We start from the raw sequence: 15,645 nt of genomic DNA, 5'->3' as shown, positions 1-15,645 counted from the left end.
TCGGCCGCGGCTCGCCTACCAGGGCGTGTCAGTCGTCAGTCGCCATACGGAATCCAAATATTCTTGACTTGCGACGCCTGGCGCAAGAAGGGCATCCCCTCGCTCGCACGATCGAACCAATCGAGCCGGCGGCCATGATCGACGAACGTCCGCTTCAGATTGCCGATCGATTCGCGCTCGACGAGCGCCGATTCTTGCGCGCGGCCGAAACACCATAGCGCGTCCACATCGTCGTGCTTGGCCAGCGTGGTCAGCAGCGCCTCGCGTGCCCCGGTGACGATATTCAGCACACCGGCAGGGATATCCGACGTTTCGATCACTTGGATCAAATCGGTTGCCATAAGCGGGCATGTCTCGCTCGGCAACACGACCACGCGATTGCCGAGTGCGAGCGCGGGCCCGATCAGCGAAACCAGCGCGAGCAACGGCGCCTCGTCCGGACACGCGATGCCGACCACGCCGAGCGGCTCGTGCATGGCGAGCGCGACGCCGCGCAACGGCGGCGTATGGACGGCGCCGTCGAACTTGTCGGCCCACGCCGCATAGGTGAACAGCCGCACGATCGCCGCGTCGACTTCACGTTTCGCCGCGTGCTCGTCGCACTGCGTGCGCCGAACCAGTTGCCGGGCGAACTCCTCGGCTCGAGCCGATAGGTTTTCGCCGAGGTAGTACAGAATTTGCGCCCGTGCATGCCCGCTCATCTGGGCCCACTTCGCCGCGCCTCTCGCCGCGGCAACCGCATCGCGCACGTCCTTACGATTGCCGTCGGCCACTTCGCCGACGAATGCGCCGCTCGGCGCATACACCGCGCGCGCGTTGCCGCCGTCGGCGCGCACTTGCTTGCCCCCGATGAAAAGCTTCGCGGTGCGATCGACGAAGTCGAGATTCGCCGCCGATCGTTCGAGCCCGTCATGCCCCGCGGCGAGCGAGGTCGCCACCGACGCTTCGCGCAGCGCGCCCTTGCCCCAGCCGCTCGGCTTCAAATACTCGTAGGCGCCCTCGCGGCCGCCTTCGCGGCCGTAGCCCGACTCGCGATAACCGCCGAAGCCGACGCTCGCATCGAATAGATTGGTCGCGTTGACCCAGACGACGCCGCACGCGAGCCGGGGAGCGATGTCGAGCGCACGCCCGATCGTCTCGCTCCAGACGCTCGCGGCCAAGCCGTAGCGCGTGTCACCCGCCAGCGCGACAGCTTCGTCGGGCGTGCGAAAGCTCATCGCCGTCAGTACAGGACCGAAGATTTCCTCTCGCGCGAGCGTGGCCGCCGGCGCGACGTTCGTCACGAGCGTCGGCGGATAGTACGCGCCGCCCGCATCGGGCAGGGCGACTTGCTCGGGCTGCCAAATCTCGCAGCCCTCCCGTCGCCCTGTTTCGACGAGCGATTCGATCCGCGCAAGCTGCACCGGATCCACGATTGCTCCCATGTCGATCGTCTTGTCGAGCGAGGGCCCCACGCGCAGCGTCGCCATGCGGCGCTTGAGCTTGGCGATGAAGCGCGCTTGCACGCCTTCTTGCACCAGCAGCCGCGAGCCCGCGCAACACACCTGGCCTTGATTGAACCAGATTGCGTCGACGATACCCTCCACCGCGCCATCGAGATCGGCATCGTCGAAGACGATGAACGGCGACTTGCCGCCCAGCTCGAGCGTCAACGACTTGCCCGACCCGGCCGTGGCGGTGCGAATGAGCCGGCCGACTTCGGTCGAACCGGTGAACGCGATCTTGTCGACGCCGGGATGATCGACGAGCGCCGCGCCAGTCCGGCCGTCGCCGGTCACGACGTTGAGCACGCCGTCGGGCAACCCCGCGAGGCTGGCGAGTTCGGCGAACAGCAGCGCGGTGAGCGGCGTGTACTCGGCCGGCTTGAGCACGACGCAGTTGCCGAGCGCGATCGCGGGCGCCACCTTCCACGCGAGCATCAACAGCGGGAAATTCCAAGGCACGATCTGGCCGATGACGCCAAGCGGCGCCCAGCCCTCGAACTCAGTCTCTTGGAGTTGCGCCCAACCGGCGTGATGCAGGAAATGGCGCGCGACGAGCGGCACGTCCAGATCGCGCGTCTCGCGGATCGGCTTGCCGTTATCGAGCGCTTCGAGCACGGCGAACAGACGGCTGTGCCGCTGCACCATCCGCGCCAGCGCGTAAAGGTGTCTTGCGCGCTGCGCCCCGCCGGCGGCGAGCCAGGCCGGCTGCGCCGCACGGGCTGCCGCAACGGCGGCGTCGATATCGGCCGCACCGCCCTGCGCGACGTGAGCCAGGGTCTCGCCGGTTGCCGGCGCGCGCACGGCGAAGCACTCGCCCGACACGCTCGCTTTCCAGCCGCCGTCGATGAAATGGCGAAAGGAAGCGTCGTGCCGCGCGAGCCAGGCGCGCGCGGCCTGATCGTCCTCGGGAGCCGGGGCGTAATCCATCGTCTGAAAGTAATGCGCAACGCTCATCGCGAATCGCTCACGCTACGGGGTGACGGTTGAACGCCGAATAGCGGCCGGTGACGTGGTGCTCGAGCTGACGCTCGATGTCGGCGAGCAGGCTCGATGCGCCGATCCGAAAGAGCGTGGGTTCGAGCCAGTCGCGGCCGAGTTCTTCCTTCATCAATACTTGATAGGCGAGCACCGATTTCGCCGTCGACACGCCGCCGGCCGGCTTGAAGCCGACGCGCGCGCCCGTACGTTCGCGAAACTCGCGGATCATGCGCACCATGACGAGCGAGACGTCGAGCGTCGCATTGACGCCCTCCTTGCCCGTCGAGGTTTTGATGAAATCGGCGCCGGCCATCATGCAGACCATCGACGCCTTCGCGATGTTGGTCAGCGTGCGGATATCGCCCGTCGCCAAAATCGCCTTCATGTGCGCGGCGCCGCACGCCGCGCGAAAGTCGCGCACTTCGTCGTAGAGCGCCCGCCAGTTGCCGGTCAGGACGTGTTCTCGCGTCACGACGATGTCGATTTCGGCCGCACCGTCGGCCACCGATGCCGCGATTTCTTCGAGCTTGAGCGCAGGCGGATTCAGCCCCGCGGGAAAACCGGTGGACACCGCCGCGACGGGAATGCCCGTGCCGGCCAACGCATCGGCGGCCGCCGCGACGAAACGGTGATACACGCAGACGGCGCCCGTCACGATGGACTCGGGCGCAACGCCGAGCGCTTCGATCAAATCGTCCCTCACGGGACGACGCGCCTTGGCGCACAGCCGCCGCACGCGGCCTTCCGTGTCGTCGCCGCTCAAAGTCGTCAGATCGATGCAGGTGATCGCTTTGAGCAGCCACGCGGCCTGCGCATCCTTCTTCACGGAACGGCGCGCGGCGAGCGTGGCGGTGCGCCGCTCGACCGCCGACGCGTTCACGCGAATACCGTCGATCCAAGATGCATCGAACGGAACACCGCGATTGCGCGTCTCGAGCGCGAACGCGAAATCGTGCGGCACGGCAATCGGTTGCGTGGAGGCGTCGGACATAGGGAGACGCGTTGTGCAACGCACAACAGACGGTGATGATTTATTCTCATCGATCCTAGTCTCGTGAAATGATCGTGACAAGACTTCGTTACAATTTTATCGGAAGTGCCTGCACGCTCTACGACTTCTGCGATTTAATCGCGCCGCCGCAGCAACCCTCGCCCTGCAACGTGGCGTTCGTCGAATCCAAGCGTCGGCACCTGGCCGACGTCAAGCGTTTCGGGGGGGACCGTAGCGGTCGATACGGACAGCGAGCACGGGGCCTCCTTGGCAAGTGGCTCATGACCATGAGCGACACTTTTGGAGGCGGCCCGCCTCGCATCGATCGGGCGGACCGGGCAACCGCTTTCGAACCTGGCGCAAAAGTGGCCAGAACGCGCGCTTAGGCTTCGATGCGCTTGCGCGTCACGCCGAGCAATTCGGCCATGGCCGAACGGGCGTCTTCGGGCCGACGATCGCGGATCGCCTCGTACACGGCCGTATGCTGATGCAGCGCAGCATTGAAGACTTCGGCCCGCTTGGCGTTCAGGCGCAGTTGCGCTTCGAGCGTGCGCTCGATCAGCGCGCCGAGGGGCAGCAACAGTTCATTGCTGCACGCCGCCAAGATACCGAGGTGAAAATGCAGATCGGCGCGCACCCATTCGTCGACGTTGCGCGCCGCGACCATCGCCGCGTGGGCCCGTTCGAGCCCCTCGATGGTGTCGGGCGTATGCGCGCGCGCCGCCAGTTCGGCGGAATACGGCTCGACCATCTCGCGCACCTCCTGCAGCTTCAACGCGAAGGCGACGGTCGGCGCGACCTGCGAGTACCACTCGAGCAAATCGGCATCGAGCAAATTCCACGCACTGCGGCGCCTCACCTTCGTGCCGACTTTCGGCCTGGATTCGACAAGCCCCTTCGACGTCAACGTTCGAAGCGCCTCGCGCAATACCGTACGGCTCACGCCGAAGGACTCCATCAGCTCCGCCTCGCGCGGCAACAAAGCGCCGGGTGCGTAATCGCCGCGCAAAATAGCCGTCGCCAACATGTAGGCGACGCGCCCGTGCAGATCGCGTTGAATCATCGTTCTCCCTAGTCCCTAGTCGTATGGGCCGCCCGCCGTCCGCGGCGGGCAATCGGCCTCTCGCGGCAGCGGGATCGGACGCGCGCGAGGCGCCTACCTTTCGGCGGCGGTGCGCGTCGGCCCTGCACGCGATTATCGCGGCCGCCCAGCAAAGCGCAAGCGTTCGGGCGCTGCGTCGCCCAAAACCGGGTATTTGACACCAATAAATACTATTAATAGTACTTCAAGGTGTTTTGAGGTACGATAACTGTTTCGGGCGCCTCGATGCGTCCCTGGCCTGCGTGGCTGCGCGGCCGTTAACACCGACCAGGAGGAGGTCCCCATGAAAATTACCAAGCTCGAGACGTTCGTCGTCCCGCCCCGGTGGCTGTTTCTCAAGATCGAGACGGACGAAGGCATCGTCGGCTGGGGCGAACCCGTCGTCGAAGGCCGCGCCCATACGGTCGAGGCCGCGGTGCAAGAGTTGGCCGACTACCTCGTCGGCAAGGACCCGCGCCACATCGAAGATCATTGGCAAGTCATGTATCGCGCGGGCTTTTATCGGGGCGGCCCCGTGCTCATGAGCGCGATCGCCGGCATCGACCAAGCCTTGTGGGACATTCTCGGCAAGCACCACGGCGTGCCCGTGCATGCGCTGCTCGGCGGCGCCGTGCGCGATCGGATCAAGGTCTATTCGTGGATCGGCGGCGATCGCCCGCACGACGTGGCCAACAACGCGCGCGCCGTCGTCGAACGCGGCTTCAAGGCGCTCAAGATGAACGGCTCCGAGGAAGTGCAGATCGTCGATACCTACGACAAGGTCGAACAGGTGATCGCCAACGTCGCCGCGGTGCGCGAAGCGGTGGGCCCGCACGTGGGCATCGGCGTCGATTTCCATGGCCGCGTTCACAAGCCCATGGCGAAAGTGCTCGCGAAAGAACTCGATCCGTACAAGCTGCTGTTCATCGAAGAGCCGGTGCTGTCGGAGAACGTCGAGGCATTGCGCGACATCGTGAATCAAACCAATACGCCGATCGCGCTGGGCGAGCGGTTGTACTCGCGCTGGGATTTCAAGTCGATCCTCTCCGAGGGCTATGTCGACATCATCCAGCCCGATGCCTCCCATGCGGGCGGCATCACCGAATGCCGCAAGATCGCGTCGATGGCCGAAGCCTACGACGTCGGCCTAGCACTGCACTGTCCGCTCGGGCCGATCGCGCTGGCCGCTTGCTTGCAGCTGGACGCGGTGAGCTACAACGCGTTCATCCAAGAGCAAAGCCTCGGCATTCACTACAACCAAGGTAACGATCTGCTCGACTACCTGCACAACCCCGAAGTCTTCAAGTACGACGGCGGCTTCGTCGCCATCCCGAAGGGCCCGGGGCTCGGCATCGACGTCAACGAGGAGAAAGTGCGCGAGATGGCGAAGGTCGGCCACCGTTGGCGCAACCCGGTGTGGCGTCATGCGGACGGCAGCGTCGCCGAGTGGTAATGCGGTAGGGCGAGCGGCGCAGCCGCTCGTCCGGCAAGCCCGGGAAGCGCCCACGGCGAGTACCGGCCGCCCTGACACGTATCAGCCGAAGGTGCTCGCCCTCGCTCTCCTTCCGGGCGGCACCCCGTACAAGCGGCGATACATGGCGATGAAGGCACTATCGCTGGCGTATCCGACCATATGCGCCACGGTCGTCACGGAGAGGCCTTCGGCTAGCCGCGTCTGCGCGACCAGCAAGCGGCATTGCGTACGCCACTGAGCGAAGGTCATCCCCGTTTCCCGGACGAATGCGCGCGCGAGCGTGCGCGCGCTGGCGCCGACCTTCACGCCCCACTCGTCGAGCGACCATGACACGGCGGGATCGCTCAGCAGCGTGTGCGCGACGATCCGCAACCGCTTCTCGCGCGGCATCGGCAAATGGAGCGCGGCGCGATCGGCCGCGCCGAGTTCGTCCAGCAAGGTGGCGACCAAGCGGCGCTGCGCGGGCGCCAGCGCCTGATCGGACGGCCACTCGGCGACCCGAACGATGAGTGCCCTGAGCAACGCATTGATTTCGACAATACCGGGCGACGCGGACAGATCCGGGTAAGCCTCGACATCGAAATACAGGCTGCGATACGCGAACGGACCGTGCATGACGGCTTTGTGCCGATGCCCGGCGGGTAACCACACGGCTTGCGACGGCGCGAGTTGCCCGACGCGGCCGTCCGCGTAGACGGTCACCGCACCCTGCGCCAAATACAGCAACTGCGCTCTTCGATGCGCATGCCAGTCCGACTCGTGTTTGCGAGTGTCGATCGCAAGGCCCACCACGGGACAGCGCGCGGTGTCCGGATCGATAGCTTGGTCGGGCTCGCAGCGCGGCATGTCTGTCCTGCAATGTTTTTCGTCGGAACAACGCGATTATGCCTGCCGTATGACGGAGACAATTCCTCGTTTTCCCACGAGAAAGGCATCATGTCGTTCCCTCACCTCCATCGCAGCCGCGAATTGCCGCCGACATGGCTCGTCATCGCCTGTCTTGCGTTGCCGCAAATCGCCGAAACCGTCTTGGCCCCGGGGCTACCCAGCGTCGCGCGCGCCTGGCAATTGAGCGCGGCCGATACGCAATGGGTCATGAGCCTATTCTTCCTCGGCTTTTCCGCCGGCGTCCTGTTGTGGGGACAGGTGGCGGATCGATGGGGGCGACGCCCCGCGCTCCTGTTGGGCTTGGCACTGGCGCTCGCCGGAACCGCTTGGGGCATCGTCGCGCCCAGTTACGCGGCATTGCTGGCCGGACGCTTCGTCCAGGCGCTCGGCATGGCGACGTGCTCGGTCACGACGCAAACGCTATTGCGCGACCGGCTAAGCGGCGCGCCGCTGACCCAATACTTCGTCACGATCGGGATGGTACTGGCTTGGTCGCCCGCGGTCGGGCCGATGCTCGGGCAGCTCGCGTCCGATCTCGCCGGGTATCGAGGTGCGCTCTCGATCACCGCCGTATCGGTATCGGTGCTGATTTCGTGCGGGTTGTGCCTGGTACCTGAAACACGGCCGCCGGTCGTCGACACCGCGCCGATGCTGACGGTGGCGCGTCGCACGCTAACCGATCGCGCGTTGTGGCGCGCGGCGCTGCTCGTGGCGGGCCTCAATGCGCTCGTGTTCTCGTTCTATGCCGCAGGCCCCTTCATGGTGGGGCATCTGCCGGGCTTGGGCTTCGGCTGGATCGGCCTGGCGGTGGCGCTGGCCGGCAGTCTCGGCGCGGCTTTGAATCGCCGGCTGTCCGCTTCGGTCGGCACCGAGCAGCGGGTCCGCTATGGTCTGCTCGCCGTGCTTGCCGGCGCGATCGGCCAACTGATCCTTGTGCTGGTCTCGCCGCGCCCGGGCATCGGGTGGGCTTTCGCCGCGCTCCCGCTCTTTTTGGGATTCGGCCTGGCTATTCCCAATATCCTGGCCCCCGCGCTGCGCGACTATGCGAGCTGCCTCGGACGCGCCGGCGCCCTCTTCGGGGTGGCTTATTACGCGATGCTCGGTTTAGCGCTTGCCGCGAGCGCGGCGTTGCCTTTCGATACGCCTGTCCCGCTGAGCCTTGCGTGGTCGCTGCTTGCCGCGGCGATGCTCGCGATTCATCGCAGCCGGATCGCCGAAGAAGCGGCCAAGCGCGCGATCTCGCCCTCGGCGCGTCACGACGCGTTACGTTCACGAACGTAACACTTCGGTCCGCGCTCGCCTGCATCGGGACGAATCGGCGCCTGCCCCGAACGGGCGTCGTCCGGTCAAAAGCCTTACCGGACAAGCTTCACCGCCCGATTGCCCCCTTCCCCGCCCGGCCGTTGGCCCACTCCTTGCGTTGTCGCGACCAGCACAACGACCACTTAGGGAGAGCGGGCCATGGGGGAATTCATTCCGGACTATCTATTGCGCGAACAGGCCGCGGTCGGCGCACTCGTCGTCTTCGCCGTAGCGCGCATCCTGGCCGCGGTGACCGCGTTCAACCGCGGTTGGCCGATCGCCATCGTCGAAAAATGCGCGATCGGCGTGGCGGCCCTTTACTGCGCGCCGCAACTCGTCGACGTCCTCTCGCACAGCTATGTCGTGCACGCGGCGACGGCCGAGCTGGAAGGCAAAGTGATCGGCGCAGCGATGGCGCTGTTTTTCTCGCCCATCCTCAGTCACAGGCTCGGCTATGAATGATCCCACTCGATTCGGCCGATGCGTGCTCGCCCCGCATCCGGCGGCGCCGAGCGCCCGCGCACGGGCGCGTAACGGCCGTCGCGCCCAGGCTTTGTCGCGTCGAGCCGCGCGCCTTGCCGCAGCCCTCGGGGTTCGGCGCCAGAACGCACGCGCGAACTTGCGGCCGTCGTCCCCGCTGTCGTCTCGTTAATGAGACATCGCGGACCGCACCGCGCATCCTTGACGGCTCGCATTCTCGGCGGCGCGGTCGCCCCCTTCGGCGCGTTCGACGTTCAATGCGCCGTCGCGTAGCCGGGCGCCATATGCGCGAGGACCGCGGCCACGATAAAGACGCCGATCATGACGAGCGCCTCCAAGTGCAGGACGTTGTTGAACGTATGCGCGTCCGTGGTCGAAGCCGTGCGGCGCAACCGCGGCAGTGCGGAGGTGCGGTTCAGCGCGCCGAGCAAGACAGCCAGCAGCACGAGCGCGCCCTTGAGCGTGAGTACGTGACCCCATCCGCTTTCCGAGAGCGAAGCGAGCGATCCGCCCAAGCCTCGCACGGCGTTGTACAAGCCCGTCGCGAGCACGACGGCCAGCGCCATGCCCGCCGCGTACGAGATACGCCCGGCAACGCGAATGAGCGCCCCGCGGGCTGTCGAGCGATCGAGCGCCGGCAGGACGAAGAGCCCGCCGGCCAACGTAATTCCGCCCCATACGCCCGTTGCAAGGATGTGCAGCGCGTGTACGGCGACGGCGGCCGACCACGGCCCGGCGTCGGCCGCATGACCGATCGATGCCTTGCCCACCGCCACGACGACGGCGGCAACGACGAACGCACCCTGGCCGGCGCGACCGCCCCGACTCGCGAGCGCCGTCGCCAACGCCAGCACCGCACCGGCGAAAGCGATGCACCAACCGAGGCCGACCTGCGTCTGGGCTAGCACGGTAGGCACGGTTCCGATGGCGGGCATGAGCGCAGCCCGCTCATCGAAGCCGACTCGTAAAGCAGCCACAGCACATCGGCCAATACGAGCGCGAAGCACGCGGCGACGAGCGACGCGCGTGCCCGCTGCCGAGCGACACGCGCCAATTGTCCTTCGAGGGCGAGCCAGCGTTCGAGCAGCGCCGAGCCGATCGCCAAGGCGAAGGCGATGTCCACGAGGGCGGCAAGCGCCACCTGTCCGATCGTGAGTCCGGTCATGTTCATCGGTGCAAACATCCTTGCGGTTGGAAACGAACGAGCGCACAAATGAGCGGCACGCCGCGCGCGCGGCGGTGAAGCGCGAAAGGAAACGTCATTGGAAGTCGATCGAAAGGGCATTGAAATGCGCGGCCGGCGCCCCGGCAAACCATTCGGGCAAACCGATGCGAATGCGGACCGGCGGATCGCTCGACGAACCGACCGGTGCGAGCGCGCCGCAGGCGTGAGTGTACGTGGAGAGGGCGTCCGGTGTGCAAAAAGGAGACAACGATGCGCGGCCAAGCCCCGACGCCGAAACGCACGCCGCGACTGCGTTACGCGCGGCATATTGTCGCGCCGTCGCATTCGGACGGCTTCACGGCGCCTGAGGCAAATAGCCTGAGCCCCCCATCGATGATAGAATGCTGCGTCGCAGCGCCTGGCTTGGCCCGAGCGTCAAGCCGACAGCGCACCTGCCTCGGCCGCTGCAACATCGCGCATCGAACAGTCAATACCAAGCCACAGAGCCATACCGAGCCGATCGCAGCCCGGTAGGTCCCCGAATAACGATGGAGTTACGCGTGTCTTCCAGACGCATTTTCCGCCCGCTACTCGCCCTTCTGTTGATTGGCAGTGCCGGTGTCTACAGCGCAGCGCAAGCGCAGAGTCAGCCCCAGGCCCCCGATACGATGGAGCAGCGCGTGCAAGGTTGCACGGCATGCCACGGTTCGCATGGCCAAGGAACCGATAACGACTACTTCCCGCGCCTCGCGGGCAAGCCCGCCGATTATCTGTACAACCAGCTCGAGAATTTCCGTGCGGGTCGGCGCAAGTACCCGCCGATGAACTACCTCGTCACGTACCTCTCGGACGAGTACCTGCACCAGATCGCGACGTACTTCTCGCAACAGCGTCCGCCGTATCCGACGCCGAGCAAGCCCACGGTGGGCAACGACGTCCTTGCGCGCGGCAAGCAGATCGTCCTGAACGGCGACCAAACCAAGAAGATTCCCGCTTGCGCGGCCTGCCACGGCAAAGCGTTGACGGGCATGGAGCCCGCCATCCCGGGCCTCGTCGGCTTGCATAGCGATTACATCAGCGCGCAGCTCGGCGCATGGCGGTCCGGCACGCGTCACGCGATCGCGCCCGATTGCATGCACGAAATCGCCTCGCGCCTGACGGACGCGGATGTGACGGCCGTCGCCGCATGGCTGTCGACCCAACCCGCCCCGGCCAACCCGGTCCCGGCTCCGGCCCGCTCGATGAAAACTCCGCTTGCTTGCGGTAGCGAACCACAGTAAGCGCGAGGAGAGACACAGATATGAAACGCAAGTCCCTGTTCGCTCTGTCGGCGCTCGTCGTTGCGGCCGCCGCGCTCGTGCCTGTCCTTTGGTCGGGCAGCGACAACCTGCACAACGGTTCGGCCGAAGCGGCCACCCCGGCCGATCAAGCGGCCCTGATCAAGCGCGGCGAATACCTCGCGCGCGCAGGCGACTGTATCGCGTGCCACACGGTACGCGGCGGTCAGCAATTCGCCGGCGGCCTGCCGATGGCGACGCCGTTCGGCACGCTCTACACGCCGAACATCACGCCGGACGACCAATACGGTATCGGCAAGTGGTCGTCGGACGATTTCTACCGTGCCCTGCATACCGGTCGTTCGAAGGCCGGCACCCAGCTCTACCCGGCATTCCCGTTCGCGAGCTACACGAAGGTCACGCGCGCCGATTCGGACGCGATCTACGCTTACCTGCGGTCGGTGCCGCCGGTTGCCGTGCCGAGCCGCCCGCACGAGCTGCGCTTCCCGTTCAACAACCGCAACTTGCTGATCGGTTGGCGCACGCTGTTCTTCCGTGAAGGCACGTACAAGGACGATCCGACGAAATCGGTCGAATGGAATCGCGGCGCGTACCTCGTCGAAGGCCTCGGCCACTGCACGATGTGCCATACGTCGATCAACCTCATGGGCGGCCCGGTGAATTCGTCGGCGTTCGCAGGCGGTTTGATCCCGCTGCAAAACTGGTACGCACCGTCGCTCACGTCGAACAAGGAAGCCGGTCTCGGCGAGTGGGACGTCAAGGACATCAGCGATCTGCTGAAGAACGGCGTCTCGGCGCGCGGTGCCGTGTTCGGCCCGATGGCCGAAGTCGTCCACAACAGCTTGCAGTACATGTCGGATACCGACATTCGCGCGATGGCGACGTACCTGAAGACGATCCCGCAGAAGAAGGAAGCGCCGGAAACCATGCAGTACGAGACGTCGGAGAAGTTCGGCGACGAGCTGCTGCAAACGGGTAAGAAGGTCTACGCCGACAACTGCGCGAAGTGCCACGCCGATAACGGCCTCGGCAAGCCGCCGGCGTACCCGCCGCTCGCGACAAACCAGTCGATCCAAATGCCGTCGGCCGTGAACCCGATCCGTATGGTGCTGAACGGCGGCTACCCGCCGAGCACGGACGGCAACCCGCATCCGTACGGCATGCCGCCGTTCGCGCAGTCGCTGTCGAACGAGGAAGTCGCCGCGGTCGTCACGTATATTCGGATGTCGTGGGGCAACCACGGTACGCCGGTGTCGCCGCAGCAAGTCAGCGACTTGCGCTCGGCGCCGCTCGACTAACTGCCAGAGCCAAAGTGTCTCGAGTCGGAAAACTCGAGACACTAGGGCGCGGCCACGCGGGCAACCGCGGCCGCGCCCTTTCTCATTTCCGGCGCCGATCAACCGGCGGCGCCAGGACCCAAGCGGCCCGCCGGCGCCACGAGCGCCGCGTGCGCACGAGCGTCTTTCGGCAGGCTCACGAAGACGCGCGCCGGCTGCCTCACCGCATTGCACAGATACCATATGTCATTCGATTCCCTCGGCTTGTCCGAACCCCTGGTGCGAGCCGTCCACGAACTTGGCTATACCTCGCCCACGCCGATTCAACAGCAAGCCATTCCGGCCGTGCTCTGCGGCGGCGACTTGCTCGCCGGCGCGCAAACCGGCACCGGCAAGACGGCCGGTTTCACGCTGCCGATCCTGCAACGTCTGAGTGCGGCGCCGACGCCCACGAATGCGGGCGGCAAACGCATGGTGCGCGCCCTGGTGCTCACGCCGACACGCGAACTCGCCGCCCAAGTCGAGGAAAGCGTGCGGGCCTACGGCAAGTATCTGAAGCTCAAATCCACGGTGCTGTTCGGCGGCGTGGGCATCAACCCGCAGATCGACGCGCTCAAGCGCGGCGTCGATATCGTCGTCGCCACACCGGGGCGATTGCTCGATCACATGCAGCAAAAGACGATCGACGTGTCGGGGCTCGAGATCCTCGTGCTCGACGAAGCCGATCGCATGCTCGACATGGGTTTCATTCACGACATCAAGCGCGTGCTCGCGCGCTTGCCCGAGAAGCGGCAGAACCTGCTGTTCTCCGCAACGTTCTCCGACGAGATCAAGGCGCTCGCCGACAGCTTGCTCGACGCACCGGCACTGATCGAAGTGGCCCGCCGCAACACAACGGCCGAACTCGTCGCGCAAAAGATCCATCCGGTCGATCGCGATCGCAAGCGCGAACTGCTGACGCATCTGATCCGCCAGCACGCATGGTTCCAGGTGCTCGTTTTTACGCGCACGAAGCACGGCGCCAACCGGCTTGCCGAACAGCTGACGAAGGACGGCATCAGCGCGCTCGCGATCCACGGCAACAAGAGCCAATCGGCCCGCACGCGCGCCTTGGCCGAGTTCAAGGACGGCACGCTGCAAGTGCTCGTCGCGACCGATATCGCCGCGCGCGGCATCGACATCGATCAGTTGCCCCATGTGGTCAACTTCGACCTGCCTAACGTGCCGGAAGACTACGTGCACCGCATCGGGCGCACGGGGCGGGCTGGGGCGAGCGGCGAAGCGGTGTCGCTCGTGTGCGTCGACGAGCGCGAATTGCTCAAGGACATCGAAAAGCTGATCAAGCGCACGATCGACCAGGAAGTGATTCCGGGTTTCGAGCCGGATCCGAATGCGAAGCCTGAGCCGATTCAACAGCGTCGAGGCCAAGGCAACGCGGGGCGCCAACCGCGCGCTGGCGAAAAGCCGCGCGCTGGCGGAAAGGCGCGCGCGGCCGAACAGCCGAAGCACAACGCGCGCGCCCAGGCCGGCCAACCGGCGTCGCGCCCGACGCCGGCGCGACGCGACGGGCAAGCGGGCGCCGAGGGCAGCCAAACAAATCGCGCGGCCAAACCGCAAGGGCATCAACCGAAGGCCTCGCAGCCTCGCGGGGCAGGCCAAGGTCAGGGCAAACCGCAGTCTCAAGGTAAGCCACAGGGATCGGGCAAACCGCAGGGTCAAGCTAAGCCGCAGGGTCAAGCTAAGCCGCACGGGCAACAGGGCCGGCCGCAGTCGTCAGGCAAGCCGCAGGGCCAAGGCCGCGCCGAAGGTCAACATCGCGGTGCGAACGACGGCCAGGGCAGCCAGGCCGATCGCGGACGCCGTCAAAACGACCCGGGCGCGCTGCTCGGCGGCAAGCCGCGTACGGGATCTTCCACGCGCGACGGTCACCGCGGCTGATCGGGGGCCCCGACGCGGGTGAATCGGGCTCGCGCCGAGCGCCGAGAGCGGTCGCAGGCGGACAGCCGGCCGCCCCGCCCGCGAGCCGCGCCATAGCGATGTTCGAACGCTCAGCGGCTGCCGGCGCCTCGCGCGCCGTCGGCTGCCTGCCGCAACGCGTCGATCTGACGTTCCCAGCGGGCGAGCACGGCTTGTTGCTCGCCCGCCTGTCCCGACAGCTCGAAAGCAATGCCGCTCGTCAGGCGCGCATAGCCGACTTGCTGGGCCTCTCCCGTATCGATCGAAGCGAGGAACAGCGCGGGGCCGCATCCTGACTCGCCCTCGCCACTCGCCAACGGCGCCACCGCCAACTGCACTTGATGAAACGCCCCGTCGTGCACGAACGTGAGCGCGGCCTGTGCGCACCCCCGACCGTGCTCCGGCGTATGCGCCCCCGCCTCGGCCGCCGCTCGCAGCGTGCGCGCGGCACGCGAGGTCGGCCATAAGGCGAACGCCAGCGATCTCGCATCCGGCGCATACAACTCGCCGATCCCCAGCAGCGACGTACGCAAATGCCCGCCGGCATCGCAGGTAATCAGCGAAACCGTGAACCCGGCCTTCGATCCGAGCGCCGTGCCGTCGAACAGCGCCCGCAACGCGGGCGGCCATTCGTCGAACACGCGCTGCGCGAGCGCGAGCGCCGCGGGCTCAACGGAAGAAGACATGCTGGGCGACTTTCGCAAGCGGATAATGCACGCCGGGCTGAATGCGCGCCGGAATATTGAGCGGCTTGAGCAGCATCTTGACGCACATATCGGCCGACAGATTACGCCGCACGAGCGAGCTGATCCGTGCGGCGCGTGCCCGGTTGTAGGCGTCGTCGTGCACGCGCTCGGGATAACGAATGGCGAAGACGTGCCGCAATGCGATTTCCGAATCCTCGCTCTTGATCTCCATCACGCGGCGCATCAACGCGCCGAGCACGGCCAGACGGCCATTGCCTTCGATCACGTTGTACTTTTTGAAGTACTTGAAAAAGTGCTTGTAATGGCGGACTTCGTCGGTCCGAATGTTGTCCGTAATCTCTTTGAGCACGGGTTCGTCCGAACACTCGCCAATCGCGCGATACAACGTGGCCGTGCCGGTTTCGACGACGCAGCGCGCGACCATTTCCAGCGCACGCGTCTTTTCGAAATCTTCCACGGAACAGGTCAGCGAATACTCGTCCATGAAATTGCGAAACGCCGTGTCCCAATCGTACTCGGGCCAGACGTACGCGATATACGTCTTGAGCGCGCGGCCGTGCTGCA

Annotated in this window: 12 protein-coding genes and 1 pseudogene; 6 read left to right on the top strand and 7 right to left on the bottom strand. The window is 66.0% G+C overall.

Annotated features, from left to right (window positions below):
* Positions 1 to 35 precede the first annotated feature (35 nt).
* The 3 genes from ACTHN9_RS15860 to ACTHN9_RS15850 all read right to left on the bottom strand — a co-directional run bounded on the left by ACTHN9_RS15860 (position 36) and on the right by ACTHN9_RS15850 (position 4,516).
* Entirely contained in the window at positions 36 to 2,438 is a 2,403-nt protein-coding gene (locus ACTHN9_RS15860; protein ID WP_440537729.1) for an aldehyde dehydrogenase family protein, read from the bottom strand.
* Between the two features lie 10 nt (positions 2,439 to 2,448).
* Positions 2,449 to 3,453, bottom strand: a complete 1,005-nt coding sequence (deoC, locus tag ACTHN9_RS15855) for a deoxyribose-phosphate aldolase (RefSeq protein WP_440537728.1) — start codon at positions 3,451 to 3,453, stop codon at positions 2,449 to 2,451.
* Positions 3,454 to 3,835: 382 nt separating this feature from the next.
* A complete protein-coding gene (locus ACTHN9_RS15850) occupies positions 3,836 to 4,516 on the bottom strand; it encodes a FadR/GntR family transcriptional regulator (protein WP_440537727.1) in 681 nt (226 codons plus the stop codon).
* Positions 4,517 to 4,838: 322 nt separating this feature from the next.
* On the opposite strand from ACTHN9_RS15850, the gene dgoD reads away from it, so the two are divergent.
* Positions 4,839 to 5,987 carry a galactonate dehydratase gene (gene dgoD / locus ACTHN9_RS15845; protein WP_440537726.1) on the top strand — a complete coding sequence of 383 codons (1,149 nt, stop codon included), beginning with the start codon at positions 4,839 to 4,841 and terminating at the stop codon, positions 5,985 to 5,987.
* Between the two features lie 81 nt (positions 5,988 to 6,068).
* On the opposite strand, the gene ACTHN9_RS15840 is transcribed toward dgoD, so the two are convergent.
* The gene (locus ACTHN9_RS15840) at positions 6,069 to 6,854 is read right to left on the bottom strand and encodes an AraC family transcriptional regulator (RefSeq protein WP_440537725.1); all 786 of its coding nucleotides are present in this window, start codon (positions 6,852 to 6,854) and stop codon (positions 6,069 to 6,071) included.
* Positions 6,855 to 6,944: 90 nt separating this feature from the next.
* Here ACTHN9_RS15840 and ACTHN9_RS15835 point away from each other — a divergent pair, with 90 nt between their 5' ends.
* Both ACTHN9_RS15835 and ACTHN9_RS15830 read left to right on the top strand, forming a co-directional pair.
* The gene (locus ACTHN9_RS15835) at positions 6,945 to 8,177 is read left to right on the top strand and encodes an MFS transporter (RefSeq protein WP_440537724.1); all 1,233 of its coding nucleotides are present in this window, start codon (positions 6,945 to 6,947) and stop codon (positions 8,175 to 8,177) included.
* A 180-nt stretch (positions 8,178 to 8,357) separates the two neighbouring features.
* On the top strand, positions 8,358 to 8,660 hold the full coding sequence (locus tag ACTHN9_RS15830) for a hypothetical protein (RefSeq protein WP_440537723.1): 303 nt from the start codon (positions 8,358 to 8,360) through the stop codon (positions 8,658 to 8,660).
* Positions 8,661 to 8,932: 272 nt separating this feature from the next.
* On the opposite strand, the pseudogene ACTHN9_RS15825 reads toward ACTHN9_RS15830, so the two are convergent.
* Positions 8,933 to 9,849, bottom strand: a pseudogene (locus tag ACTHN9_RS15825) (CopD family protein).
* Positions 9,850 to 10,391: 542 nt separating this feature from the next.
* Here ACTHN9_RS15825 and ACTHN9_RS15820 point away from each other — a divergent pair.
* From ACTHN9_RS15820 to ACTHN9_RS15810, 3 genes are all read left to right on the top strand, one after another.
* The gene (locus tag ACTHN9_RS15820) at positions 10,392 to 11,123 is read left to right on the top strand and encodes a c-type cytochrome (RefSeq protein ID WP_440537722.1); all 732 of its coding nucleotides are present in this window, start codon (positions 10,392 to 10,394) and stop codon (positions 11,121 to 11,123) included.
* 20 nt (positions 11,124 to 11,143) lie between these two features.
* Entirely contained in the window at positions 11,144 to 12,439 is a 1,296-nt protein-coding gene (locus ACTHN9_RS15815) for a c-type cytochrome (RefSeq protein ID WP_440537721.1), read from the top strand.
* A gap of 222 nt (positions 12,440 to 12,661) precedes the next feature.
* A complete protein-coding gene (locus ACTHN9_RS15810; protein ID WP_440537720.1) occupies positions 12,662 to 14,356 on the top strand; it encodes a DEAD/DEAH box helicase in 1,695 nt (564 codons plus the stop codon).
* A 110-nt stretch (positions 14,357 to 14,466) separates the two neighbouring features.
* Here ACTHN9_RS15810 and ACTHN9_RS15805 read toward each other — a convergent pair whose 3' ends face one another.
* Together ACTHN9_RS15805 and ACTHN9_RS15800 are read right to left on the bottom strand one after the other, a co-directional pair.
* Positions 14,467 to 15,060 (bottom strand): hypothetical protein, encoded by a 594-nt coding sequence (locus ACTHN9_RS15805; RefSeq protein WP_440537719.1) that lies wholly within the window; start codon positions 15,058 to 15,060, stop codon positions 14,467 to 14,469.
* Positions 15,044 to 15,645 (bottom strand): ferritin-like domain-containing protein (locus ACTHN9_RS15800; RefSeq protein WP_440537718.1); only part of this gene is annotated, 602 nt, incomplete at its 5' end. The genes ACTHN9_RS15805 and ACTHN9_RS15800, both read right to left, overlap by 17 nt.

Source organism: Trinickia sp. (assembly GCF_051953405.1).
Taxonomy (GTDB): Bacteria; Pseudomonadota; Gammaproteobacteria; order Burkholderiales; family Burkholderiaceae; genus Trinickia.
Note: the sequence above shows the minus strand (reverse complement) of the source record. Positions and strands in the feature narration are given on the sequence as shown.

What these genes read in the sequence shown, in the direction of transcription:
- ACTHN9_RS15835 (WP_440537724.1), top strand. Translation starts at nt 6,945, where the DNA reads ATGTCGTTCCCTCACCTCCATCGCAGCCGCGAATTGCCGCCGACATGG.
- ACTHN9_RS15815 (WP_440537721.1), top strand. Translation starts at nt 11,144, where the DNA reads ATGAAACGCAAGTCCCTGTTCGCTCTGTCGGCGCTCGTCGTTGCGGCC.
- ACTHN9_RS15860 (WP_440537729.1), bottom strand. Translation starts at nt 2,438, where the DNA reads ATGAGCGTTGCGCATTACTTTCAGACGATGGATTACGCCCCGGCTCCC.
- ACTHN9_RS15830 (WP_440537723.1), top strand. Translation starts at nt 8,358, where the DNA reads ATGGGGGAATTCATTCCGGACTATCTATTGCGCGAACAGGCCGCGGTC.
- ACTHN9_RS15840 (WP_440537725.1), bottom strand. Translation starts at nt 6,854, where the DNA reads ATGCCGCGCTGCGAGCCCGACCAAGCTATCGATCCGGACACCGCGCGC.
- ACTHN9_RS15850 (WP_440537727.1), bottom strand. Translation starts at nt 4,516, where the DNA reads ATGATTCAACGCGATCTGCACGGGCGCGTCGCCTACATGTTGGCGACG.
- ACTHN9_RS15810 (WP_440537720.1), top strand. Translation starts at nt 12,662, where the DNA reads ATGTCATTCGATTCCCTCGGCTTGTCCGAACCCCTGGTGCGAGCCGTC.
- dgoD (WP_440537726.1), top strand. Translation starts at nt 4,839, where the DNA reads ATGAAAATTACCAAGCTCGAGACGTTCGTCGTCCCGCCCCGGTGGCTG.
- ACTHN9_RS15805 (WP_440537719.1), bottom strand. Translation starts at nt 15,060, where the DNA reads ATGTCTTCTTCCGTTGAGCCCGCGGCGCTCGCGCTCGCGCAGCGCGTG.
- deoC (WP_440537728.1), bottom strand. Translation starts at nt 3,453, where the DNA reads ATGTCCGACGCCTCCACGCAACCGATTGCCGTGCCGCACGATTTCGCG.
- ACTHN9_RS15820 (WP_440537722.1), top strand. Translation starts at nt 10,392, where the DNA reads ATGGAGTTACGCGTGTCTTCCAGACGCATTTTCCGCCCGCTACTCGCC.